23 protein-coding genes are annotated in these 23,997 nt (G+C 72.6%); 12 read left to right on the top strand and 11 right to left on the bottom strand.

All coding sequences use genetic code 11. The annotated features are described in order from the left end of the window. The first annotated feature begins 192 nt into the window (after positions 1–192). On the top strand, positions 193–1,956 hold the full coding sequence (locus ACZ6ZI_RS09380; RefSeq protein ID WP_469518193.1) for a VWA domain-containing protein: 1,764 nt from the start codon (positions 193–195) through the stop codon (positions 1,954–1,956). Between the two features lie 96 nt (positions 1,957–2,052). Here the strand turns inward: ACZ6ZI_RS09380 and aspS are convergent, their stop codons facing one another. Continuing rightward, entirely contained in the window at positions 2,053–3,882 is a 1,830-nt protein-coding gene (gene aspS, locus ACZ6ZI_RS09385) for an aspartate--tRNA ligase (protein WP_363053647.1), read from the bottom strand. 136 nt (positions 3,883–4,018) lie between these two features. Between aspS and ACZ6ZI_RS09390 the strand changes: the two genes are divergently transcribed. Continuing rightward, entirely contained in the window at positions 4,019–6,325 is a 2,307-nt protein-coding gene (locus tag ACZ6ZI_RS09390; protein ID WP_469518195.1) for a SpoIIE family protein phosphatase, read from the top strand. 77 nt (positions 6,326–6,402) lie between these two features. Continuing rightward, on the top strand, positions 6,403–7,479 hold the full coding sequence (locus ACZ6ZI_RS09395) for an AI-2E family transporter (RefSeq protein ID WP_469518198.1): 1,077 nt from the start codon (positions 6,403–6,405) through the stop codon (positions 7,477–7,479). A 71-nt stretch (positions 7,480–7,550) separates the two neighbouring features. On the opposite strand, the gene ACZ6ZI_RS09400 is transcribed toward ACZ6ZI_RS09395, so the two are convergent. Next, the gene (locus ACZ6ZI_RS09400; protein ID WP_469518199.1) at positions 7,551–8,522 is read right to left on the bottom strand and encodes a pirin family protein; all 972 of its coding nucleotides are present in this window, start codon (positions 8,520–8,522) and stop codon (positions 7,551–7,553) included. 172 nt (positions 8,523–8,694) lie between these two features. On the opposite strand from ACZ6ZI_RS09400, the gene ACZ6ZI_RS09405 reads away from it, so the two are divergent. Next, a complete protein-coding gene (locus ACZ6ZI_RS09405) occupies positions 8,695–9,159 on the top strand; it encodes a hypothetical protein (RefSeq protein WP_469518201.1) in 465 nt (154 codons plus the stop codon). Here the strand turns inward: ACZ6ZI_RS09405 and ACZ6ZI_RS09410 are convergent. The 5 genes from ACZ6ZI_RS09410 to ACZ6ZI_RS09430 all read right to left on the bottom strand — a co-directional run bounded on the left by ACZ6ZI_RS09410 (position 9,143) and on the right by ACZ6ZI_RS09430 (position 12,288). Beyond that, positions 9,143–9,526, bottom strand: coding sequence for a hypothetical protein (locus ACZ6ZI_RS09410; RefSeq protein ID WP_363053641.1), 384 nt, complete (start codon positions 9,524–9,526; stop codon positions 9,143–9,145). The genes ACZ6ZI_RS09405 and ACZ6ZI_RS09410 overlap by 17 nt on opposite strands. Before the next feature lie 149 nt (positions 9,527–9,675). Then, positions 9,676–10,635, bottom strand: a complete 960-nt coding sequence (locus tag ACZ6ZI_RS09415) for an ArsR/SmtB family transcription factor (protein ID WP_469518655.1) — start codon at positions 10,633–10,635, stop codon at positions 9,676–9,678. A gap of 32 nt (positions 10,636–10,667) precedes the next feature. Then, positions 10,668–11,126 (bottom strand): SseB family protein, encoded by a 459-nt coding sequence (locus ACZ6ZI_RS09420; protein WP_266840166.1) that lies wholly within the window; start codon positions 11,124–11,126, stop codon positions 10,668–10,670. A gap of 48 nt (positions 11,127–11,174) precedes the next feature. After that, entirely contained in the window at positions 11,175–11,456 is a 282-nt protein-coding gene (locus ACZ6ZI_RS09425; protein WP_469518204.1) for a DUF397 domain-containing protein, read from the bottom strand. Beyond that, the gene (locus tag ACZ6ZI_RS09430) at positions 11,437–12,288 is read right to left on the bottom strand and encodes a helix-turn-helix domain-containing protein (protein WP_469518657.1); all 852 of its coding nucleotides are present in this window, start codon (positions 12,286–12,288) and stop codon (positions 11,437–11,439) included. Before ACZ6ZI_RS09430 ends, ACZ6ZI_RS09425 begins: the two co-directional genes overlap by 20 nt. Before the next feature lie 113 nt (positions 12,289–12,401). Here ACZ6ZI_RS09430 and ACZ6ZI_RS09435 point away from each other — a divergent pair, with 113 nt between their 5' ends. The 5 genes from ACZ6ZI_RS09435 (at position 12,402) to ACZ6ZI_RS09455 (ending at position 17,232) form a co-directional block, all read left to right on the top strand. Next, complete coding sequence (locus ACZ6ZI_RS09435) at positions 12,402–12,620, top strand: hypothetical protein (RefSeq protein ID WP_469518206.1); 219 nt, start codon at positions 12,402–12,404, stop codon at positions 12,618–12,620. Next, the gene (locus tag ACZ6ZI_RS09440) at positions 12,617–13,036 is read left to right on the top strand and encodes an ATP-binding protein (RefSeq protein ID WP_469518208.1); all 420 of its coding nucleotides are present in this window, start codon (positions 12,617–12,619) and stop codon (positions 13,034–13,036) included. The genes ACZ6ZI_RS09435 and ACZ6ZI_RS09440 overlap by 4 nt, the downstream gene beginning before the upstream one ends. Positions 13,037–13,153: 117 nt before the next feature. Continuing rightward, on the top strand, positions 13,154–14,980 hold the full coding sequence (locus ACZ6ZI_RS09445) for an acyl-CoA dehydrogenase (protein WP_469518660.1): 1,827 nt from the start codon (positions 13,154–13,156) through the stop codon (positions 14,978–14,980). A gap of 113 nt (positions 14,981–15,093) precedes the next feature. Further along, a complete protein-coding gene (locus ACZ6ZI_RS09450; RefSeq protein ID WP_363053635.1) occupies positions 15,094–15,834 on the top strand; it encodes a hypothetical protein in 741 nt (246 codons plus the stop codon). A gap of 102 nt (positions 15,835–15,936) precedes the next feature. Then, a complete protein-coding gene (locus ACZ6ZI_RS09455; protein ID WP_469518211.1) occupies positions 15,937–17,232 on the top strand; it encodes a M18 family aminopeptidase in 1,296 nt (431 codons plus the stop codon). A 66-nt stretch (positions 17,233–17,298) separates the two neighbouring features. On the opposite strand, the gene ACZ6ZI_RS09460 is transcribed toward ACZ6ZI_RS09455, so the two are convergent. After that, positions 17,299–19,137 carry an NHL domain-containing thioredoxin family protein gene (locus tag ACZ6ZI_RS09460; RefSeq protein WP_469518213.1) on the bottom strand — a complete coding sequence of 613 codons (1,839 nt, stop codon included), beginning with the start codon at positions 19,135–19,137 and terminating at the stop codon, positions 17,299–17,301. Between the two features lie 150 nt (positions 19,138–19,287). On the opposite strand from ACZ6ZI_RS09460, the gene ACZ6ZI_RS09465 reads away from it, so the two are divergent. Next, the gene (locus ACZ6ZI_RS09465) at positions 19,288–20,493 is read left to right on the top strand and encodes an acyltransferase family protein (RefSeq protein WP_469518215.1); all 1,206 of its coding nucleotides are present in this window, start codon (positions 19,288–19,290) and stop codon (positions 20,491–20,493) included. Here ACZ6ZI_RS09465 and ACZ6ZI_RS09470 read toward each other — a convergent pair. Then, on the bottom strand, positions 20,432–21,238 hold the full coding sequence (locus tag ACZ6ZI_RS09470) for an ATP-grasp domain-containing protein (protein WP_469518217.1): 807 nt from the start codon (positions 21,236–21,238) through the stop codon (positions 20,432–20,434). The genes ACZ6ZI_RS09465 and ACZ6ZI_RS09470 overlap by 62 nt on opposite strands. Before the next feature lie 32 nt (positions 21,239–21,270). Here ACZ6ZI_RS09470 and ACZ6ZI_RS09475 point away from each other — a divergent pair, with 32 nt between their 5' ends. Next, on the top strand, positions 21,271–21,774 hold the full coding sequence (locus tag ACZ6ZI_RS09475) for an LURP-one-related/scramblase family protein (protein WP_469518219.1): 504 nt from the start codon (positions 21,271–21,273) through the stop codon (positions 21,772–21,774). Between the two features lie 54 nt (positions 21,775–21,828). Here the strand turns inward: ACZ6ZI_RS09475 and ACZ6ZI_RS09480 are convergent, their stop codons facing one another. Further along, entirely contained in the window at positions 21,829–22,215 is a 387-nt protein-coding gene (locus ACZ6ZI_RS09480; RefSeq protein ID WP_469518220.1) for a hypothetical protein, read from the bottom strand. Then, positions 22,212–23,012, bottom strand: coding sequence for a carbon-nitrogen family hydrolase (locus ACZ6ZI_RS09485; RefSeq protein ID WP_469518223.1), 801 nt, complete (start codon positions 23,010–23,012; stop codon positions 22,212–22,214). The genes ACZ6ZI_RS09480 and ACZ6ZI_RS09485 overlap by 4 nt, the downstream gene beginning before the upstream one ends. A 137-nt stretch (positions 23,013–23,149) precedes the next feature. On the opposite strand from ACZ6ZI_RS09485, the gene ACZ6ZI_RS09490 reads away from it, so the two are divergent. After that, positions 23,150–23,977 carry a maleylpyruvate isomerase family mycothiol-dependent enzyme gene (locus ACZ6ZI_RS09490; protein ID WP_469518225.1) on the top strand — a complete coding sequence of 276 codons (828 nt, stop codon included), beginning with the start codon at positions 23,150–23,152 and terminating at the stop codon, positions 23,975–23,977. Positions 23,978–23,997 lie beyond the last annotated feature (20 nt).

Raw genomic sequence — 23,997 nt, forward strand, 5'->3', positions numbered from 1 at the left:
CTGGATGAACCCGGCACGGCGGAGGGGCAGTTCACCTGGCCGTACCGGTTGCCTGGGGGGCCGGGCGCCACGAAAGGCGCCCCTGCCGAAGTTCCAGCCAAGGGGCCGATAACCTTACGTGTCCACTCTGGGCAGGGATCAACCGCGCAGCACGGACAAATGACGCACGCACTCATGCGAAAGGCCTGGCCCATGGGTATTCGGAGCTTGTTGCGCAAGGTGTTCGGCCGGTCATCGGAACCGGTACCCGAGACGTCCGACGCCTCTACTGCGGCCGTACCGAACCAGGCGGAACGCACCCCCCTGGACGCGGCGGCCGAGCTGGTGGCGGCATCTTTCGACAACCCGACCGTTCCGCCGCAGTCCGCTCCGCGCGACCGCGAGCCGGGGACGTTGCTCACCGCCCCCGCGACCACCTCGGACCCCACGGTCCCCGAGGCCCGTCGCCCCGTGACGCCGGCGGCGGCCGAGACCTCCGGCCGGGCCACGCCTGCGGCCGCCCGGCCCGCCGAGCCGGCACCCGCTCCGGTGGCCGAAACCGAACCCCCGGCAGCGGGTCCCGCCGAGGCGGCCGTCGATACCGAGGTGCCGGCCGAGGCCGAGCCCGTTACGGATGCCGCTCCCGCCGCGCAGGCCCCGGTGGAGGTCGAGGCGACGACCGCCGAGGCAGCGCCCGAGCCCGTCGCGGAGCCCGTCGCGGAGCCCGCCGCCGAGGCCGTCGTGGAGCCGGAAGCCGCGCCCGCAGCCCCCGAGGCCGCCGCCGAGCCCGTCGCGGAGCCCACTGCCCCCGAGGCCGCCGCCGAGCCCGTCGCGGAGCCCACTGCCCCCGAGGCCGCCGCCGAGCCCGTCGCGGAGCCCACTGCCGAGGCCGTCGTGGCATCCGAGCCCGAGGCTGCCGCCGGGGCCGTTGCGGAGCCCGCCGCCGCCCCGGCGGAGCCCACCAAGGCGGAGCCCGCCGCCGAAGCCGCCACCGAGCCGGAGGCCGAGCCCGCAGCCGCGCCGCAGCCGGAAGCCGCCGCCGAGCCCGCCGCCCCGGCGGAGCCCGCCGCCGAAGCCGCCACCGAGCCGGAGGCCGAGCCCGCAGCCGCGCCGCAGCCGGAAGCCGCCGCCGAGGTCGCCGCCGAGCCCGAGCCGGAGGCCGAGACCGCCCCCGAGGCCGCCCCCGAGGCCGTCGCCGAGCCGGAGGCCGTGACGGCCCCCGAGGTCGTCGTGGAACCCGCCGCCACGGCGGAGGCGGCCCCCGAGGCCCCCGAGGCCCCCGAGGTCGAGGTCGACGCCGACGCGGGCGCGCCGCAGGGGCCCGCCCTCGCCGCGGCGGCGGTCCGGCGCCGGGCGCCCGGGGTGTCGTCCGCGTACAAGGCCGCCGGCCAGGTGCTCCGCACCAAGGGCCGGGCCGGGGCCCGCGCGAAGGTGTACCTGGTCCTCGACCGGTCCGGTTCGATGCGCGGCTTCTACAAGGACGGCAGTGCCCAGCACCTCGCCGACCACGCGCTCGGCCTGGCCGCGCACCTGGACGAGGAGGCCACCGTCCACACGGTGTTCTTCTCCACGGAGGTGGACGGCGCCGCCGAACTGACCCTGGACGCGCACGACGCGACCTGGGTCGAGGCCCGCCACGGCGAACTCGGCCGGATGGGCCGCACCAGCTACCACGTGGCCGTCGAGGCGGTCCTGGAGCGCTACCGCGAGGACGGCGGCACGGGCCCGGCCCTGGTCGTCTTCCAGACGGACGGCGCCCCCGACAACCGTCAGCCCGCCCGCCAGGCCCTCGCGGACGCCGAGACCTCGGCGCCGGAGGTGTTCTGGCAGTTCGTCGCGTTCGGCGACGACGACGCCAAGGCCTTCGACTTCCTGCGCAAGCTCGACGCCGCGAACGCCGGCTTCTTCCACGCCGGACCCACCCCCACCGAGCTGACCTCCGCCGCGCTCGCCAAGGGCCTCCTCCAGCGGTTCTGAGCCCGTACGCGGCAACCCCGCCAACGCCGAAGGCGGCGTCCCCTCCACCCGGAGGGGACGCCGCCTTCGGCGTTCAGGAACTGCCCGACCGACGGGTCAGCCGCGCGGCGAACCCGCGTCCGGCGTGACCGCGTCCGACACCGGACGCTCGGAGGCGGCGGCCTTCGTCTCGACCGGCTTGCGCAGCGCGATGTTCAGCTCGCGCAGGCGGGTCTCCTCCAGCACCGTCGGGGCGCCCATCATGAGGTCCTGGGCGTTGCCGTTGAGCGGGAAGGCGATGGTCTCGCGGATGTTCGGCTCGTCGGCCAGCAGCATCACGATGCGGTCGACGCCCGGGGCGATGCCACCGTGCGGCGGGGCGCCGAGGCGGAAGGCGCGGAGCATGCCCGCGAACTCGCGCTCGACGGTCTCGGCCTCGTAACCGGCGATCTCGAAGGCCTTCAGCATGACCTCGGGCTCGTGGTTGCGGATGGCGCCGGAGGACAGCTCGATGCCGTTGCAGACGATGTCGTACTGCCAGGCCAGGATGTCGAGCGGGTCCTTCTCCTCCAGGTCCTTCATGCCGCCCTGCGGCATCGAGAAGGGGTTGTGGGAGAAGTCGATCCGGCCGGTCTCCTCGTCCTTCTCGTACATCGGGAAGTCGACGATCCAGCAGAAGCGGAAGACGTTCTCCTCGAACTGGCCGGCGCGCTTGGCGGCCTCGACCCGGACCGGGCCCATGATCTTGGAGACCTCGTCGAACTCACCGGCGCCGAAGAACACCGCGTGCCCGGCCGCCAGGCCCAGACGCTCGGTGAGGACCTTGACGTTCTCCTCGGTGAGGAACTTGGCGATCGGGCCGGTCAGGGCGCCGTCCTCGCCGACGCGGACCCAGGCCAGGCCCTTCGCGCCGAGCGAGATCGCGTACTCGCCGAGGCCGTCGAAGAACTTGCGCGGCTGGGCGGCGGTGTCCGGGACGGCCAGGGCCCGCACGTGCTTGCCGGCGAACGCCTTGAACTCCGAGCCCTCGAACACGTCGGTGATGTCGACGAGCTCCAGCTTGGCGCGCAGGTCGGGCTTGTCGTTGCCGTACTTCAGCATCGACTCGCGGAACGGGATCCGCGGGAAGGGGGAGGTGACCTCGCGGCCGTTGCCGAACTCGGTGAAGAGCTCGGTCATCAGGCGCTCGATCGGCTGGAAGACGTCCTCCTGCTCGACGAAGGACATCTCGACGTCGAGCTGGTAGAACTCGCCCGGCGAACGGTCGGCGCGGGCGTCCTCGTCGCGGAAGCAGGGCGCGATCTGGAAGTAGCGGTCGAAGCCGGAGATCATCAGCAGCTGCTTGAACTGCTGCGGCGCCTGCGGCAGGGCGTAGAACTTGCCCGGGTTCAGGCGGGAGGGGACGACGAAGTCACGGGCGCCCTCGGGGGAGGTCGCGGTGAGGATCGGGGTCGCCATCTCGTTGAAGCCGAGGGCCACCATCTTCGAGCGGATCGACGCGATGACCGCCGAGCGCAGCATGATGTTGCGGTGCATGCGCTCGCGGCGCAGGTCGAGGAAGCGGTACTCCAGGCGCCGCTCCTCGTTCACACCGTCGTCGGTGTTGATCGTGAAGGGCAGCGGGGCGGCCGCGCCGAGCACCTCGACCTCGACGGCCTCGATCTCGATCTCGCCGGTGGGCAGGTCGGGGTTGACGTTCTCGGCGCCGCGGGAGACGACCTTGCCGTCGACCCGTACGACCGTCTCCTTGGACAGCTTGTCCAGGACGGCGGCGGCGGCGGTGCCGGGGCGGGCGACGAGCTGCGTGATGCCGTAGTGGTCACGCAGATCGATGAAGAGGATGCCGCCCAGGTCTCGACGATTGTGCAGCCAGCCGCTCAGCCGGACGTCGGAGGCGACGTCGGAGGCACGGAGCTCGCCGCACGTGTGGGACCTGTACCGATGCATCAGTCATCCAGTTCTACGCGATACCAGGGTGGATTCAACCGTCCCAAGGTTACCGTCCGGGCGCGGCACCGTGCGGGCGCGCCCGCACGGGCCGGTGAACAGGCAGCTCCGACGGTTGACCTGTAAAGATGACCACGTGCGCACCGAGGACGTCCTGGCCGCCATCGCGACGGGTCTGTGGCGATGGGACAACGCCTCCGGGAAGGTCACCCTCGACGGTGAGGCCGCCCGGTTGCTCGGGCTGCCCCCCGAGCCCGTGACCCTGCCCGAGGTCGCGGTCCGCTCGCGCTTCCACCCGGTGGACTGGAACGAGATCAACGGCATCGTCACCCTCGCGGTCGCCGAGGGCACCCTCGCCGAGGCCCGCCTGCGGATCATGGACGTGGACGGGCGGGTCCTGCGCACGGTGCGCAGCCGCTCGAAGCCGGTGGAGAACCGCACCCCGGACGGCCGGGTCGACTACGAGCTGATCGGCACCATCCAGGAGATCGCCGAACCCCAGCCGGGCACCACCGCCGCGCACACCCCCATCACCGGCGACTGGCGGCGCTCCCGCGAGGCCTTCCTGCTGGACGCGGGCCGGGCCCTGGCCGAGGCCCGCTCCACGGCGGAGGTGCTGCGGGTGGCGGCCTCGCTGTCCATGCCGGGCTTCAACCCGGACGGGCTCGCCGTCTTCGGCATGGCGGGCGAACGCCTGTCGGTCATCGGCCACCACGGGCACGGCCCCGGGGACGAGGGCCCCTTCGCCAGCATGGGCGTGGACACCGACTACCCGGCGGCGGAGGTCGTCCGGACCGGACGGGCGATCTACCTGCCCACGCCCGAGGACTACAAGCGGCGCTTCCCGGCCACCTGGCCGCTCGCCCAGCGCTTCGGCCGCAGCTCCTGGGCCTTCCTGCCGCTGATCGTCGCCGGGCGCACCATGGGCGCCTGGATGGCCGCGTTCAGGCATCCCGTGACCTTCTCCCCCGACGAGCGGTCCGTCCTGACCACCGTCGCCCGGATGCTGGCGCAGGCCCTCCAGCGGGCGGGGGTGGCCGAATCCGAACGGGAACTCACCACGGGCCTCCAGCGGTCGATGATGCCGCAGCTCGGGCCCGAGATCCCCGGGATGACGATCGCCGCCCGCTACGTCCCCACCGGCGGCGGGCTCCAGGTCGGCGGCGACTGGTACGACATGATCCCGCTGCCGTCGGGCCGCTTCGCGCTGGTGATCGGCGACGTCCAGGGGCACGACGTCCGGGCCGCCGGCCTCATGGGGCAGCTGCGGATCGCCGTCCGCGCGTACGCCTCCGAGGGCCACCGGCCCGACGCCGTCCTGTCGCGGGCCTCCCGCTTCCTGGCCGGGCTGGGCGCCTCCCAGGACGGCACCGGCCCGCGCCCCGGCACGGGGGCGGGCGGCGGCGCGGGGGCGCCGGACGGGGAGGACGACCCGGACTTCCACAGCCCGCGCTTCGCGACCTGCCTCTACGTGGAGTGCGACCCGCGGACCGGCCTGCTGGAGGTGGCGCGCGCCGGGCACCCCGATCCGGCGGTGCGGATGGCCGACGGCACCGTCCTGATGCGGCCGACGGCCGGCGGACTGCCGCTCGGCATCGTCCCCGACACCGACTACCCGACGACCCGGTTCACGCTGGAGCCCGGCGAGACGATGATGCTGTGCACCGACGGGCTCATCGAGACGGGCGGCCACGACCTCGACACGGGCTGGGCGCGGCTGCGCGCGATCCTGGAGACGGAGGTCCCCGACCCCGCCGGCGGGCCCGGCGACACCACCGCCCCCGAGGGCCACGACCACGGGCCGGGCGCCGCCGCCCGGGACGCGGCGCGCCTCGAACGCCTCGCGGACCTGCTGGTCCAGGCCGTCCACGGCCCCTCCTCGCACCACACCACCGGCCCCCTCGCGGACCGCCGCGAGGACGACATAGCCGTGGTGCTGCTGCGCCGCGAGGCCCCGGACCGCGGCCGCGGCGACCGGACCCCGCACGCGACCCGGCCCGCCCGGCGCACCATGCTGACGGTGGCGCAGGCCGAACCGGAGCGGATCGCGGGCGCCCGCCGGCAGGTCGGGGAGCTGCTGCACGACTGGGCCGACCCGGAGCAGGTGGACGCGGCGGTGCTGATGGTCTCCGAGATGGTCACCAACGTCCTCGTGCACACCGACGGCGACGCCCTGCTGATGGCGGAGGCCGTGGGCGAGCTGGGCGCGCGCCGGCTGCGGGTGGAGGTCGCCGACGGCAGCGACGAGCTCCCGCACAAGCGCCACCCGGGCGAGATGGCGTCGAGCGGGCGCGGGGTGCTGCTCATGGAGATGCTCGCCGACACCTGGGGCGTCGACCCGCGCGGCGAGGGGAAGTCGATCTGGTTCGAGCTGCACGAGCGCTCCAAACCGATCGAGACGGACATCGAGACGGACGACGGGACGGACGACGTCACGACGTAGCGGCCCCGCGGAACGCGGATGCATCCGGCATACCGCGTTCCGCATCCGGCAAGCCCGAAAGGTAGGTGGACGCGGCCATGACGACCCCTCTGCTGCCCGAGCCGGTACGGCGCGCGGCGGCCTGGTGCGCGGTGCTGCTGCTGGCCGGCGGCGTCCTCGCCGTCGGCGTCTGGCTGTGCGTGGTCTTCAAGAGCGTCGTGACGCCCGTCCTGGTGGCCGTCCTCGGCACCGCGCTGCTCGGTCCGTTGCACCGGCGGCTGGTGCGCATGGGGGTCGGCCGGTCGCTCGCCGCCGCGATCACCTGCCTCGCGGTGATCGCCGTCGTCGGCGGGGCCGTCTACGTGGTCACCCTCGCGCTGATCGAGACCGGGGACCAGATCATCGCCTCGCTGACGCGGGCCGGCGCGAGCCTCGCGGAGCACTTCGGGGCGGCGGGCACCTCCCTGGAGGACCTGGCCGCCAACTCCAAGGAGCTGCTGGCGAAGTTCGGCGGTACGGCCGCCTCCGGCGTGGTCGCCGGGATCAGCGTGGTCGGCAGCATGATCGCGACCGCGCTGCTGGCCCTCGTACTGATCTTCTTCTTCCTACGGGACTCCGACCGGGCCGTGGGCACGCTGCGGGCGATCGTCCCGAGCCGGTCGGGGGACCTGATGGAGGCGATGGGCCGGCGGGGCTTCGAGGCCGTCGAGGGCTTCATGCGCGGCACCACCTTCGTGGCCCTCGTCGACGCCGTACTGATCGGGGCGGGGCTGCTCGTGCTGCGCGTACCGGGTGCGCTGGGCCTGGCGGCCCTGGTGTTCGTGACCGCCTACATCCCCTACCTCGGCGCCTTCCTCTCCGGCGCGGTGGCGGTGCTCGTCGCCCTCGCCGACCGGGGGTGGATCATCGGCCTGTGGGCGCTGGGCCTGGTGGTGGCGGTGCAGATGATCGAGGGGTACGTCCTCCAGCCGATGGTGCAGAGCCGCACCGTGCAGATGCACCCGGCGGTGGTGATGCTGGCGATCACGGCCGGGGCGAGCGTCGCCGGGATCCTGGGGATGCTGCTCGCGGTGCCGCTGGCGGCGGCCGGGTTCGGGGTGGTGTCGGAACTCCGGGGCCGCTACGCGCCCCCGCCCCCCACAACACCGCCGGCCCCGGCCCCCCACCACTCCTGACCACCCCGCGCCGGGCCGTCGATCCCCCGATCGACGGCCTCCTGCGGTGCCCTGACGGGCCCCTGACGGACTTACAGCCCGCCCTCGGTCATCCCGTGCACGGCCGGGACCGTGCCGAGCCGGCCCTTCTGGAAGTCCTCGAACGCCTGCTGGAGTTCCTCGCGGGTGTTCATGACGAACGGGCCGTAGTGGGCCATCGGCTCGCGGATCGGCTGCCCGCCGAGGAGGACGACCTCCAGGTCCGGGGTGTGGGAGTCCTGCCGCTCGTCCGCCCGGACGGTCAGCGAGCCGCCGGCGCCGAAGACGGCGGTCTGGCCGAGGTGGATCGGACGGCGCTCCGCGCCGACCGAGCCCTTGCCCGCCAGCACGTAGGCCAGGCCGTTGAAGTCCTCGCGCCAGGGCAGCGTGATCTCCGCGCCGGGCGCCAGCGTCGCGTGGACCATGGTGATCGGCGTGTGCGTGACGCCGGGGCCCTGGTGTCCGTCGAGCTCACCGGCGATGACGCGCAGGAGCGCGCCGCCGTCGGGGGAGGTGAGCAACTGGACGGAGCCGCCGCGGATGTCCTGGTAGCGCGGCGCCATCATCTTGTCCTTGGCCGGCAGGTTCACCCACAGCTGGAGGCCGTGGAAGAGACCGCCCGAGACGACGAGGTGCTCGGGCGGCGCCTCGATGTGCAGGAGGCCGGAGCCCGCGGTCATCCACTGGGTGTCGCCGTTGGTGATGGTGCCGCCGCCACCGTTGGAGTCCTGGTGGTCGAAGATCCCGTCGATGATGTACGTGACGGTCTCGAAGCCGCGGTGCGGGTGCCAGGGGGTGCCCTTCGGCTCACCCGGCGCGTACTCCACCTCACCCATCTGGTCCATCATGATGAACGGGTCCAGGTGCTGGTAGTTGATCCCCGCGAACGCCCGGCGCACGGGGAAACCCTCGCCCTCGAAGCCGGTCGGCGCGGTCGTGACGGCCAGCACGGGGCGGGACACGGCCTCGGCCGGCGCGGCCACGCGCGGAAGGGCCAACGGGTTCTCAACAGTCACTGCGGGCATGGTCAGGACCTCCTTCTCGGTTCGAGTTTAGTTGAAACTCGAACTTTCTGCCACACCCACACAACAGCGCACCCGCCCGGGCGATTCCCGAGCGGGTGCGTGGGCCGCGACGCGCCTGTGACCAGGCGTTTTCGGCCATGTTCCGTTGTGTTGAGACGTACGCGTCAACCAGATGGGGTCCGGCGCGGTCTTCCCCGGCATGGAGGAGACCCACACCCCCGAAGCCACCGAGACCCCCGACGACCGTCCGCGGCGGGCGCCCGCCGCGGTGGTCGCCGTCGGCCGGGCCGGCCTGGCCGCCGCCGGGATGACGGCCGCCGGGTACGCGGCCGACCGCTGGGCCTCCACCGGCCTGCCGATGGAACCCCTGCCCGGCTCGCCCTGGCCCTGGCTGACGGCCTGGGCGGTCCTGACCTTCCTCGCCGCCCTGCTGCTCCAGTGGGCGACCCACGGGATCGACCACGACGGCCGCTGGGGGCTCGTCGCCCTCCCCGGCTTCGCCGGCGTCCGCCTCTCCCTGGCCCACCACCCCGACCCGGTGCTCCTCTACGCGTACGGCCTGGCCGTCCTGGCCCTCGGGGCGGCGGGCATCGCCCGGTGGCGACGGCGCCGCACCGGGGCTACCGGTCGGCGATGACGATCGAGTTGATCGGCGAGAGGTTCTCCGGCCAACCGTCCCCCGGACGCATCTTCGGCAGGCAGTCGGTGCCGTTGGAGTTGCGGCACAGCGCCACCGTCCAGCCGGCCGTCTGGTTGTTGTAGACGATGTGCTGCCCCTCCCAGCCGTAGATCCGGTGGACGCCCCGGCTCCAGAACGTCTTCGACGGCGCCTGGTACCAGTTCGTGCCCGGGTAGAAGCAGACCGCCCCCGACGGGCAGCCGAACGAATCGGCGGCCTGCGCGGGAGCCGCCGCCAGGATCCCCGTGCCCAGCACCAGCGTCGCGCCGGCCGCCAGGGCGGCGACCCTCGTACGGATCGATGACGTGGACGACGTACGGGCCATCACTGCCTCCTCGGTAGGTGGGCGGAGGATTCCCCCGTGGATCCCCCGCCCCGGCGATACTGCGCCGCGCGCCGCCCGGGCCGCGATCCTTTCGGCCGTGCCCGAAAGCTTCGGCCGCCGCTCCCACGCCGGCCGGCCCCCCGCCCGCCTCAGCCGCCGCTGCGCAGCAGGTCGACCCCCAGGCCCGTCGCCGCGTGGAGGACCGCCTTGCCGTCGCGCCGCGTGGTGATCAGCCCGGCCGCGCGCAGGGTGCGGGTGTGCTCGGAGACGGACGGCAGGCTGATGTCCAGGTCCCGCGCGAGTTCGCTCGTCGTACGCCCGCCCACCAGCGCCTGGAGCAGCGCCGCGCGCGTGCGCCCCAGCAGCGCGTCCAGCGCGGCGCCCGCCGTACCCGGCTCGACCAGTGGCAGCGGCGTCAGCGCCGGGTACAGCAGCAGGGGCGCGCCGTCCGGCCCGTCGGGGCCCTCGGCGAGCAGCGGTCGGCCGGTCCAGAAGGGCGAGGGCATCAGCCGCAGGCCGCGGCCCCCCAGGCGGACGTCGTAGGCGGGCGGGCCGTCGAACTCCAGCACCGTGCCCGTCCAGCGGGCCGACGGGTGGGTGCCGGCCAGGCAGGCCTTGATGCCGTGGGCGGCCAGGAGTCGGGTGCGCCAGGCGACGTCGGCCCGGAAGGCCTGCCGTATCCGGGGCCAGTGCGGGGCGACGAGCACCGCGTGGGCGGTGCGCAGCGCCGCGTCGAGGTGGTCCCAGGCCTCGCGGTCGCCGTCGCGCAGGGCCCGTACCCATCCGGGGCCGCCGGGGGCCCGTCCGGCGGTGGCGTGCCACTGGTCGGGGGTGAGGCGGGCGCCGGCCCGCCGTACGGCGGCGAGGCCCTCTTCCAGGTCGCGCGCGTACGGTTCGACGAACTGGGGGTTCTGGCCGTCGGGCCTCAGGAGGTCCAGCAGCGGGCGGACGGCGCCGGGCAGTTCACGGCCGACACGGGTGCGCCAGCGTCCGAAGACGGCCCGTTCGTCGGTGCGCTGGGCGGCGACGAGCGTCATGGCCAGCTCGACGAGCGGCAGCGGTTCGGGGGCGAAGGTGACGTCGAACAGGTCCTCCGCCGTGAAGTGCACCCTCAGCAAACGCCCGCCCCCCGCCCGCCTCGCTAGCCGTACATGCGACGCATCGCGAAGTCGACCATCTGCTCGACGGCCTTCGCGTCGAAGACCATCCGGTGGTCGCCCTCCATGTCGAGGACGAAGCCGTATCCGGTGGGCAGGAGGTCGATCACCTCGGCGCCGGTGATCACGAAGTACTTGGACTCCTTGCCGGCGTACCGGCGGAGCTCCTTGAGCGTGGTGAACATCGGGATGACCGGCTGCTGCGTGTTGTGCAGGGCCAGGAACCCGGGGGTGTCGCCGCGCGGGCAGTAGACCTTCGAGGTCGCGAAGATCTGCTGGAAGTCCTCGGCGGACAGCGACCCGGTGGTGAAGGCCCGGACGGCGTCCGCGAGGGAGGGCGGGGACGGCTCCGGGTACAGCGGCGGCGCCTGTTGCGCGTAGCCCTGCGGGGGCTGCTGCGCGTAGCCCTGCTGGGCACCCGGGTTCTGGTCGTAGCCGTACATGGGCCGAAGCCTACCGATGCCCCGGGGTGCGGGGAGGCCGAGTTCCGGTCAGGAGGCCTTGACGCCCTCGACGAACGGCACCCAGGCCGCCGCCGAGACCACGAGCACGGGCCCGCCCGTCACCTTGGAGTCCCGCACGGGGACCAGCCCCGCGACTCCGTCGGCCACCTCGACGCAATCGCCGCCCGTTCCGTTGCTGTAGCTGCTCTTGCGCCACCGGGCAGCCCCTTGAAAGCCTTCGGCGACCTCGACGCACTCCCCGCCGGTGCCGTTGCTGTGGCTGCTCTTGCGCCAGGCCGCGGTGCTCAGGTCAATTCCGTTGCTTGCCATTTCGGTAGTCCTCTGCCGCTGCGTCGAGGAGGGCCAGGGACGCCTCCGGCGGCAAGGCGGCGGCCCTCAACAGATCGTAAGACCTGCGGTACTCCTTCACGAGGGCCGGAAAGTCGATGAGTTGGCCGCTGTGCAGGCTCTCCACGTAGACGACGGGCGGCGCGTCCGAGAAGGTCATGAACTTCGCCATGCCCATCATGAGGGCGTGCGCGCCCGTCGTTTCCGGGACGACCTGCAAAACGGACCTGGTCCGGCGGACCACGGCCGCGATGTGCTCCAACAACTCCGCCATCTGCGGCGCGGGCAGGGCCGGGCGACGGATGACCGACTCGTCCAGCACGGCCCAGAAGTCGGGCGGGCACGCCGCGTCGAACAGCTTCGCCCGCCCCATCCGGGCGGCCACCTGCTTCTCGATCGTCCCGTCGGTCGCCCGGGGCATGGCCGCACGACTGATCGCCCACGCGTACTCGGGGGTCTGGAGCAGCCCCGGCACGAGCATCGGGGCCCATTCCTCGATGGTCTCGGCGAACGGTTCCATCTCCGCGACGTCCGCGAAGTACTCCGCGTGCCCCGACTGCCTCGCGCGGCGCGCGTCTTCACAGCGGCGCTCGAAAAAGCCGTCCGTCCCGAGCTTCGCGTCCACGTGCCGGGCGAGGTCGAGCGGCATGCGCCGCTCGCCGCGCTCGATCTGGCTCAGGAACGGGACCCCGCGAAAGCTCCCCTCCGCCAGCTGTTCGAGCGTGAGACCTGCGACTTCCCGCTTGTAGCGCAGCTCCGCACCGTAGAAGGACGGCACGTTCGCCGACGCGTCGGGATCCTTGCGAGCAGGCACGACCGCCACCCCATTTGCCACTTGCCCAGCGCAACCGAAATCCCTTCCCACGGTAGGCAACCGGGCGCCAGCCTGTGAGGGCTTCGTCACAGTCCGCCACGAAAGGGTTCCTCATGAGCGACCACCCCCACGACCGCGAGGCGTTCGCGGCCCTCGACGCGCTGCGCGCCGCGCTCGCCGCGCGCGGCATCACCCTCCCCTCCCTCGACCTGCACCTTCCGTCCTACGCGGGCAGCTACTCCACCCCGCCCCTCATCGCCCTCGGCAACTGCAACGTGACCACCGCGCGGCTCCTCGCCGAGGCCCTGACCGTCGGCGGCGGCGGCCGGTGAACGAACTCACCATCCGGCTGCTCGCCCTGCCCCGGGCCGCCGCCGTCCTGCGGCACGCCGTGCGCGAGCACCTCGGGCCGGGCGCCTGCCCCGAGGCGGAGCTGTGCGTCAGCGAGCTGCTGACCAACGTGATCACCCACCTCGGCGAGGGCACCCCCGTCACCCTGCGGATCACCGGCGACGGAAGGGCAACCCGTACCCGGGTCGAGCTCACCGATCCCGATCCGCGGGCGTGGCCCGTACCGCGCCGGGCGGCCGACACGGACGAGTCCGGGCGGGGGCTCGCCCTGCTGGAGGCGGTGTCGCTGCGGTGGGGGGTGAGTCCAGCGCCGGGCGGCGGCAAGACGGTGTGGTGCGAGCTGGAGGCGCCGTCCGCGCCGCCCCGGTCCAGTGACCGTCGAGCGTTCCTGGCTTGACCCTGGTCACAGTCGTCAGCGAAGGGTTGATTCTTATTACCCACGGGTAGCATCATGACGTTACCGATTGGTATGTACGAGGAACCTGTCTCCCCGAGCCTTAACGGAGCCGTCGCCATGGGGCACTACAAGTCGAATCTCCGCGACATCGAGTTCAACCTCTTCGAGGTGCTCGGCCGCGACAAGCTGTACGGCACCGGTCCCTTCGAGGAGATGGACACCGAGACCGCCAAGAGCGTCCTCTCCGAGCTGACCCGCCTCGCCGAGAACGAGCTCGCCGAATCCTTCACCGACGCCGACCGCAACCCGCCGGTCTTCGACCCGGCCACCAACACCGCCCCGGTGCCGGCCTCCTTCAAGAAGAGCTACGAAGCCTTCATGGACTCGGAGTACTGGCGCCTGGGCCTGCCCGAGGAGATCGGCGGCACCACCTCGCCCCGTTCGCTCATCTGGGCGTACGCGGAGCTGCTGCTCGGCTCGAACCCGGCCATCTGGATGTACTCCTCCGGCCCGGCGTTCGCCGGCATCCTCTTCGAAGAGGGCAACGAGGCGCAGAAGAAGGTCGCGCAGATCGCCGTCGAGAAGCGCTGGGGCTCCACCATGGTCCTGACCGAGCCCGACGCGGGCTCGGACGTCGGCGCCGGCCGCACCAAGGCCGTCCAGCAGGCCGACGGCTCCTGGCACATCGAGGGCGTCAAGCGCTTCATCACGTCCGGTGAGCACGACATGGAGGAGAACATCCTCCACTACGTCCTCGCCCGCCCCGAGGGCCACGGCCCCGGCACCAAGGGCCTGTCCCTCTTCCTCGTCCCGAAGTTCCACTTCGACTGGGAGACCGGCGAGCTGGGCGAGCGCAACGGCGTCTACGCGACGAACGTCGAGCACAAGATGGGCCTCAAGGCCTCCAACACGTGCGAGATGACCTTCGGCGACCGCCACCCCGCCAAGGGCTGGCTGATCGGCGACAAGCACGACGGCATCCGCCAGATGTTCATGATCATCGAGTTCGCCCGGATGATGGTCGGCACGAAGGCCATCGCCACCCTCTCCACCGGCTACCTCAACGCGCTGGAGTACGCCAAGGAGCGCGTGCAGGGCCCGGACCTGGCGAACTTCATGGACAAGACCGCGCCCAAGGTCACCATCACGCACCACCCCGACGTGCGCCGCTCCCTCATGACGCAGAAGGCCTACGCCGAGGGCATGCGCGCCCTCGTGCTGTACACCGCCTCCGTCCAGGACGCGATCCAGCTGAAGCAGGCCGCCGGCGAGGACGCCTCCGCCGAGATCGGCCTCAACGACCTGCTCCTGCCGATCGTCAAGGGCTACGGCTCCGAGAAGTCCTATGAGCAGCTCGCCCAGTCCCTGCAGACCTTCGGCGGTTCCGGTTACCTCCAGGAATACCCGATCGAGCAGTACATCCGGGACGCCAAGATCGACACCCTCTACGAGGGCACCACGGCCATCCAGGGCCAGGACTTCTTCTTCCGGAAGATCGTCCGCGACCAGGGCGCGTCCCTGAACATCCTCTCCGAGACGATCAAGAAGTTCCTCGCCGAAGGCCCCGGCGGCGAGGACCTCGCCCCCTCCCGCGACGCCCTCGCCAAGGCCGCCGTGGACCTGGAGGCCATCGTCGGCCAGATGATCGTCGACCTCACCGCCACCGGCGAGGACGTCAAGAACATCTACAAGGTCGGCCAGAACACCACCCGCCTGCTCATGGCCTCCGGTGACGTCGTCGTCGGATACCTGCTGCTCAAGGGCGCGGCCGTGGCCGCCGAGAAGCTCGCCGGCGCCTCCGCGAAGGACGTCGCCTTCTACACCGGCAAGATCGCGGCCGCGAAGTTCTTCGCCGCCCAGGTCCTGCCCGGCGTCTCCGTCCAGCGCGCGCTGGCCGAGTCCGTCGACAACTCCCTCATGGACCTCGACGAGGCCGCCTTCTAGGCACCACGCCCTCGCCGAATCGCACGTACGCGGTGTACGTACGCAACGTGGCCGGACCCACCCTGTCGGGGGTCCGGCCACTGTTGTCGGCCGTTCGTGGCACGCTCGTAGACATGAGCCCACAGGAGCAGAACCACAGCAGGGGGTATTCCGTCCCCACCGGGAGGCCGTACGCCCTCAAGGAGCTCCAGGCCAACGTGGGCGCCCTCGGCGACCGGATCAAGGACCTCTACGACGGCGCCCACCCCACCGAGTACGACCCGGTGGCCGACGCCCTCTACGTGGCCTTCCAGACCGCCGCCGGCCTCGCCCCCGCCAAGAGCTACACCGGCTGCCCCGAACACCCCAACGGCGCCCTCGACCCCGAGGCCCCCGAAGGCTGGGGCCGCTGCCTCATCTGCAACGACCGGCGCCGCCTCGGCCGCCGGCTCCAGGGCGGCCGACAGGCCGGCCCCGCCCCCGCCGTCCCCGGCGAACAGCGCCGCCTCGGCTACCCCGTCCCCGAGGGCCCCTACACCCTGGACGTCCTGCGCCGCTTCCTGCGCACCATCGACGAACAGCGCTTCCACCTCACCCTCGGCTCCCCCGACCAGGACTTCGTACGCCTCGCCGACGACCTCCACCGGGCCTTCATCGTGGCCCGCGAACTGTCCCGGCCGCGCAACGCCTCGGGATGCTCCGAACACCCCGGCGCGCCCATCGACCCCGATGCCCCTCCCGGCGAGGCCTGTATCTTCTGCGCCGGACGCAAAAGACGCGCGCAGCGCCCGCCGCAGACCCCCGAGATGCTCCCGCGCATCCGCCGGGGCGAGCGCAGGCAGCTCCAGCGCCGTTTCGAGCGTCCGCCGGGCTGAAAATGCCGGGGTCACGGGCCAAACCCCCCGCGTCCCCCAACCCCTTCGGCTATCCGCCGCAGTCCGGCCAAGGCGTACACGACCGTCGTTAAGGTGACACACATGAGTTCTCCCGCCCGCTTCGACCGCGGCCACACCGACGACCTGATGACCTTTCTGACGGCCAGCCCGTCGCCGTACCACGCCGTCGCCAACGCGGCGGAGCGGCTGGAGAAGGCAGGCTTCAGGCAGTTGTCGGAATCGGACGCCTGGGACTCGGGCACCGGAGGCCGCTTCGTCCTGCGCGGCGGCGCGATCATCGCCTGGTACGTCCCCGAGGGCGCGGCGGCGCACACCCCCTTCCGCATCATCGGCGCGCACACCGACTCCCCCAACCTCCGCGTCAAGCCCCTCCCCGACACGGGCTCCCAGGGCTGGCGCCAGGTCGCCGTCGAGATCTACGGCGGCACCCTGCTCAACACCTGGCTCGACCGCGACCTCGGCCTCGCCGGCCGGCTGACGCTGCGCGACGGCACCGAGCGACTGGTGAACGTCGACCGCGCCCTGCTGCGCGTCCCCCAGCTCGCCGTGCACCTCGACCGCTCCGTCAACACCGACGGGCTCAAGCTCGACAAGCAGCGCCACATGCAGCCGATCTGGGGCCTGGGCGACGCGCGCGAGGGCGACCTCATCGCCTTCCTCGAAGAGGAGGAGGGCCTGCCCCAGGGCTCGGTGGCCGGCTGGGACCTGATGGTCCACTCCATCGAGCCGCCCGCCTACCTCGGCCGGGACCGCGAACTCCTCGCCGGGCCGCGGATGGACAACCTCCTGTCCGTCCACGCGGGCGTCGCCGCGCTGGCCGCCGTCGCCACCTCCGGTGCCGCCCTGGACCACATCCCGGTGCTCGCGGCCTTCGACCACGAGGAGAACGGCTCCCAGTCCGACACCGGCGCCGACGGCCCGCTGCTGGGCAACGTGCTGGAACGTTCAGTCTTCTCACGGGGCGGCAGCTACGAGGACCGGGCCCGTTCCTTCGCCGAAACCGTGTGCCTGTCCTCCGACACCGGCCACGCCGTGCACCCCAACTACGCCGAGCGGCACGACCCTTCGCACCACCCGCGCGTCAACGGCGGCCCCATCCTGAAGGTCAACGTCAACCAGCGCTACGCCACCGACGGCAGCGGTCGCGCGGTGTTCGCCGGCGCCTGCGAGCGGGCCGGAGTGCCGTGGCAGACCTTCGTCTCCAACAACTCCATGCCCTGCGGCACCACGATCGGCCCCATCACGGCCGCCCGCCACGGCATCCGGACCGTCGACATCGGCGTCGCGATCCTCTCGATGCACAGCGCCCGCGAACTGTGCGGCTCCGACGACCCCTACCTGCTGGCCAACGCCCTCCTGTCCTTCCTGGAGGGCTGAGCGGCCGTCCCGCGCCCCGGACACCTCGTCCGGGGCGCGGTCACGGGGGCGCGGGACGGACCGCCGCTACGCGTCCAGGCCGGCCAGGACCAGCGGCAGCCGGGCCGCGCCGCCCTCGGCGACGACCACCGGGACGCCCCAGTCCTGCTGGTGGACGTGGCAGGCCGGGTACTCGTTGGCCGGGTCGTCGTCGCAGGACGCGGCCATCGCCGAGACGTGCAGCACGCCCTCGGTGACCTCCGGGTTCAACACCAGCTCCCGGAACAGGTCCGTACCCGGGCCCTCGCCCGCCGCGAGGAGCTCCGGCGGGGTCGAGGAGACCAGCAGCCGCGTCGAGGGCCCGTAGCGGGTGTCCAGCTTCTGCCCGGCGGGCGCCTGGAAGACCACGTCGAGGCGGAGCGTGCCCGGGGCGACCTCGGTGGCCGCCCGCTGCGTGCGGTGGGCGACCGCGTCGACCCGTACGGCCTCCTCGGGCAGCCGCAGCCGCGTCAGCCGGTGCCGGGCCGACTCGACCACCACGATGTCCTCGCCGACCAGTACCGCGTCGCTCGGCTCGCGCAGATCGGTGGCGAGCGTCGAGACCTGCCCGGAGGCCGGGTCGTAGCGGCGCAGCGCGTGGTTGTACGTGTCGCAGACCGCGACCGAGCCGTCCGGCAGGGCGGTCACCCCGAGCGGGTGCTGGAGCAGCGCCTGCGCGGCGTCGCCGTCGCGGTGCCCGAAGTCGAACAGGCCGGTGCCGACGGCCGTCCGAACGGCGTAGCCGTCGCCGTCGGGCTCCACCCAGCGCAGGGCGCTGGTCTCGGAGTCCGCGACCCACAGCCGGTCGTCCCCGGCCGCGGCGAGCCCGGACGGCTGCGCGAACCAGGCCTCGGCGGCGGGTCCGTCGACGAGGCCCTCGTTGGTGGTGCCGGCGGCGACCTGGACGGTGCCCGCCTCGGGGTCCCAGGTCCACAGCTGGTGCACGCCGGCCATGGCGATCCACACCCGGCCCCGCCACCAGGCGACGTCCCACGGGGAGGACAGGTCCACCTCCAGGGCGGGCCCCGAGGTGGGCGAACCCTGCCACCACTGCCGGCCGGTCCCCGCGACCGTCTCGACGCTCCCGTCGGTCGGGTCGAGGACGCGCAGGGCGTGGTTGACGGTGTCGGCGACCACGACGCGGCCGTCGGGCAGCAGCGCGAGGCCTTGGGGCTCGCTGAAGGCGTCCGGACCGAATCCGCGCTCACCGCCGCCGACGCGGCGCACGACGCTCTCCCCGTCCGGGGCCAGCTCCACCAGCTGGTGCCGGGTGGAGTCGGACACCAGGAGGTTCCCGGAGGGCAGCGCGAGCGCCTTCCCGGGGAAGCGCAGGTCGGTCGCGACGGGCTCGGGGGCCACGTAGGGGCCGTCACCGCGCCGCAGGGTGCCCTTGGCCTCGTGCTCGGCCTCCAGCTCCTCGACGAGGCGCGCGATGGCGTGCGCGTGCCCCTCGCCGGCGTGCTGGGCGACGACGTACCCCTCGGGGTCGATCACCACGAGCGTGGGCCAGGCGCGGACGGCGTACTGCTTCCAGGTCGTGAGCTCGGGGTCGTCGAGGACCGGGTGGTGCACCTCGTAGCGCTCGACGGCGTCGACGACGGCCGCGTGGTCGGCCTCGTGGACGAACTTCGGCGAGTGCACCCCGATGATCACCACGGTGTCGCGGTGCTTCTCCTCCAGCTCCCGGAGTTCGTCCAGGACGTGGAGGCAGTTGATGCAGCAGAAGGTCCAGAAGTCGAGGATCGTGATGCGACCTCGCAGGTCGGCGAGGGTCAGCTCCTTGCCACCGGTGTTCAGCCAGCCCCCCTTCCCGACCAGCTCGGGGGCACGGACACGGGCACGGCGGGGCGCGGGCGCGGGGGTGGGCGCCGGGGCTGCATCGTTCATGGTTCAAGCTTGCCATCCGCCCGTGAACGCGAGATCACACGCGTGCGGCGCCGCCCCCGAAGGGCCCGCCCGAGCACCCGCGCCCACTCCCGGTAACCGGGTGGTAGCGGAACTGAAGCGGAACGGTACGCGCGTGTAAGGTTTCGGGCCGTGTCGAGCAACCAGCTGATATCCGGAATCCGCAGTGGGGCGCAGTCGACGGAGCGTGGGGCGGCGGCGGACCGCCCCGTGGCGCTGCCGTCGCTCACCGGGCTGCGCTGGACCGCCGCCCTGATGGTGTTCCTGTACCACGTGCACATCGTGGAGTACTTCGGCGGACGCGCGAACGACCTGGTCACCTTCGCCTTCGGGATGGGCAGCACCGGGGTCTCGTTCTTCTTCGTCCTCTCCGGCTTCGTGCTCGCCTGGTCGACGCCCTCCTCGCCCGCCGGTCGGGGCATCGTCCGGTTCTGGCGGCGCCGCCTCGCCCGGATCTATCCGCTGCACCTGGTCACCGTCGTGGCGGCCCTCGCCCTCGTGTACTTCCTCGGGGCCGGCGAGCGGCCCACGCCGGGGAGCCTCGGCGCGAACCTCGGGCTGATCCAGTCCTGGTTCCCGCAGGTCCCCTACTTCCAGGGGTTGAACCCGGTCAGTTGGTCGCTGGCCGTCGAGGCGTTCTTCTACGCCGCCTTCCCGCTGATGATCGGCCCGCTGCGCCGGCTGGGCCGGCACGCGCCGGTCGTCGTCGCGGGCGCGTGCCTGGCCGTGATCGTGGCGATCCCGACGGTGTGGGAGCTGACCGGCGTCGCCGACGGCCAGGTCTGGGCGAACTACTTCTTCCCCCTCTACCGGCTCCCCGAGTTCGTCCTCGGCATCACCCTGGCCGAGCTGGTGCGCGCGGGCCGCTGGCGCGGACCGGGTCTGACCGTCTCCCTCGCCCTGACGATGGCCGGGTACTTCCTCGGCTACCAGGCCGACTACGCCTTCCGCACCGTCGCCTGCACCATCGTCGGGTTCTCCACCCTGATCGCCGCCGCCGCCCAGGCCGACCTGCGCGGGGAGCCGTCCCCGTGGCGGGGCCGGATCAGCGTCAGGCTCGGCGAGGTGTCCTTCGCCTTCTACATGGTCCACATCCTGGTGATCCGGGCCGGCGAGAGCCTCTTCGGGGGGCACCCCAAGCTCCCGATGTGGGACGGCGGCCTGTGGGCGCTGGCGGCGGCCTTCTCCGTCTCCCTCGCCCTCGCCTGGGCCCTGCACACGTGGGTCGAGCTGCCCGGCCGCCGGCTGCTGCTGCGGTCCTGGCGGCGGGGTCCGGCTACTTCCCGTCCAGGAACGACGTCAAAGACCCCACCAGTGCCGTCACGAAGGACTCCCTGACCTCCTCGGGGAGCAGGTCGAGCGACAGGTACGGGTTGAGGTCCTCCAGTTCGACCAGCAGCAGTTCCCCGGACGGGGCGCGGCAGGCGTCCACGCGCTGGATGCCGTGGTCGAGGGTGTTCCAGTCCACGAAGCGGCGGGCGAAGGCGAGGTCGGCCGCGTCGGGCTCGTAGGGGACCAGTTCCCAGCGGCGTGCCGGGTCCGGGGCGTGGAGGGCGTACTGGAAGGCGTCGTCGACGAAGTAGAAGGACACCTCGTAGGCGAAGTCGACGCGCGGTTGGATCAGGATCTCGCCGGGGACGCCGCTCGGGCGGTCGGTGAAGACGAGGCCGATGGAGTCGGCGCCCTGCTTGGGCTTGACGGCGTACTCGGCCGCCTCGGGCAGCAGGTGCAGGTCGGCGGGGTCGTCGACGGTCGGGATGACCGGGTGGCCGGCTGCCGTCAGGTCGAGCAGGTACTGCTTCCCGGCCATGTCCCCGCGTCCGGTGAGGGGGTTGTAGACGCGGGTCCCGGTGGCGAGCGCGGCGGCCCGGAACTCCTCCCAGGCCTGCCGGTAGTGCAGGACGGGGCCGCTGTTGCGGACGACGACGGCGTCGAAGCCGAACATCAGGGCGCGGGCGTCGAGGGGGTGGCACAGGGCCAGCGGGAAGTGCTCGCGCAACCGGTCGGTGAGGAATATGTCCTCGTCGCAGTAGCGGCGTCCGCGGGCCGGGTAGGCCAGGTCGGTCACGTAGAGAAGGCGCATGACGGCAACCTATCGCGGGCAGCGATCACGGTATGAAATACCTGGTTCGGGACAAAATGCTTGCCGTCGGCGATGACTACCTCATCGAGGACGAGGACGGCCGGCACGCCTTCCTCGTCGACGGGAAGGCGCTGCGCTTCCGGGACACCCTGGAGCTGAAGGACCCGCAGGGGCGGATCCTGATCACCCTGCGGGAGAAGCTCTTCGGCCTGCGCGACGCGATGACCCTGGAGCGCGACGAGCTGCGGCTCGCGGTCATCCGGCGCAAGCGGCTCTCGCTGCTGCGCAACCACTTCCGCGTGACCCTCGCGGACGGCACCGAACTGGACGTCAGCGGCCGGATCGCGGACCGCGAGTTCAAGATCGACTACGCGGGGGAGCTGCTCGCGCTGATCTCCCGCCAGTGGTACCGGATCCGCGAGACCTACGCGGTTGAGGTGGTCCGCGAGGACGCGGATCCGGCACTGCTCATCGCGGTCGCGGTGTGCGTGGTGCGGATGGCGGAGAAGGAGCGGGAGGCCGCCGTCCAGGCCTGACCGGCCCGCGGCGGCGTCACCGGTCCGCGGCGGCGTCTCCCGTCCGCGGCGGCGTCACCGGTCCGTGTCGGCGTCGTCCTCCGGGTCGCCGCCGGCCTCCGCGTCGTCCTCGGCGTGGTGGGCGCGGGCGGCGAGTTGGCCCTGGACGAAGGGATCGGACTCCGGGGCGTACGGGCCGCCGTGGACGGCGAGGTGGTCGGTGAGGCGCTGCCACTCCGCCACGACGGCGGGGTCCGCCCCGGCGTCGGTGGCGGCCTCCAGCGCCTCCTCGGCCTCGTGGTGGCGCATGCCCGCGGCCTCGGCGCGGACCCGGTCGAGGGCCTCGCGTTCCCCGGGGGCGGGGTCGTGCGGCTCCTGCGCGGCCTCCACCGCCCCGGCGTCGACCTCGGCGCCGGTACCGGCGTCGGTACCGGGCCGCGCGGGCTCGCCGGGTCCGGTCACCGCGCGCCGCCGGGGGTGCGCAGGCCCAGGGCGCGGTCCTTGAGCGCCGGGAACTGCTCGCGGGTGTCGGGCACCTTCGCCGGGTCCAGTTCGACGGTCAGGACGTCCTCGCCGGGTCCGGCCTCCGCCAGCACCTCGCCCCACGGGTCCACCACCAGGCTGTGTCCGGACTGCTCGACGCCCGCGTGCGTGCCGGCGAGCGCGCACGCCAGGACGTACGACTGGTCCTCCACGGCCCGCGCCCGGTTCAGCAGCGTCCAGTGGGACCGCCTGCGGGCCGGCCAGCCGGCGGCCACGACCATCGTGGTGGCGCCCGCGTCGACCAGGCCCCGGAACAGCTCGGGGAAGCGCAGGTCGTAGCAGGTGGCGAGGCCGAGGGTCTGCTCCGGCAGGGTGACCGTCGTCAGGGAATCGCCGGGCGACATCAGCACCGCCTCGCCCTGGTCGAAGCCGAAGCGGTGGATCTTGCGGTACGTCGCGGCCAGTTCGCCCGTCGGGGAGAGCACGAGGGCGGTGTTGTAGAGGGAGCCGTCGCCGGCGCGTTCCACGAGGGAGCCGGCGTGCAACCAGACCCCGGCGTCCCGGGCCGCCTTGGACATGGCCTCGTAGGTCGGGCCGTCCAACGGCTCCGCCTCGGTCTCGAACTGCTCGTAGGCGAAGGCGCCCACCGTCCACAGCTCGGGCAGCACGACAAGGTCGGAATCGGCCTGTTCCCGTACGAGATCGGCCGCTCGGGACCGTCGGGAGGCGACCGACTCCCCTTCGTTCACCGCGATTTGGATCAGCGAGGCGCGCACATTACCACCGTCCTGGCTTGTCAGCCGTCGACTCGGGCCTACGATCGTCACACGAAAGCACTGCCGGTGTGCTCCTGGGCAGCGTAGTTTTGGGCACAGTCCACAACGCGCCACTGAACAGCACGCGAGGGGTCCCGTTGACCGTCCATCCCAGCCTTGAGCCCTATGCCGACGCGTGGACGCATTCCATCGAGGCGATATCCGAGCTGGTCCTCCCCCTCACCGAGGGCCAGTGGAACCTCCCCACCCCGTGCCCCGGCTGGTCCGTCCGGGACGTCGTCTCGCACATCATCGGGATCGAGTGCGAGCAGCTCGGGGACCCGCGTCCGATCCACACGCTGCCGCGCGACCTGCGCCACGTGGTGGACGAGTTCACCCGGTACATGGAGGTACAGGTTGACGTCCGGCGCCACCACACGGCGCCGGAGATGACCTCGGAGCTGGAGTACACGGTCATCCGCCGGGCGCGCCAACTGCGCAACGAGAAGCGGGACCCGTCCGCCCTGGTGCGCGGTCCGCTGGGCGACCAGGTGACGTTGGAACAGGCGCTGCGGATGCGGGCCTTCGACGTATGGGTCCACGAGCAGGACCTGCGGGCGGCGCTGGGAGCGCCCGGGAACTGGGACTCGCCGGGCGCGTTCGTGGCGCGGGACCTCCTGCTGGCGGGGCTGCCGAAGGCCGTGGCGAAGGGGGCGGGGGCGCCCGCGAACTCGGCGGTCGTGGTGGACGTGCACGGGCCGGTGGAGTTCATGCGGACGGTCCGGGTGGACGCGACGGGCCGCGCGACCCTGGAGGAGACCCCGTCGCTCGGCCCGGCGGTGACGCTGACCATGGACTGGGAGACGTACGTACGCCTCGCCGCGGGCCGGGTCCGGGCGCGGTCGGTGGCGCCCGAGCGGCTGAGGGTGGAGGGCGATCCGCAGCTGGCCGAGGCGCTGCTGGCGGCGTTCGCGGTGACCCCGTAGGGCCCGCGACGACCTCGGCG

The organism is Streptomyces sp. NPDC103540 (genome assembly GCF_055584445.1).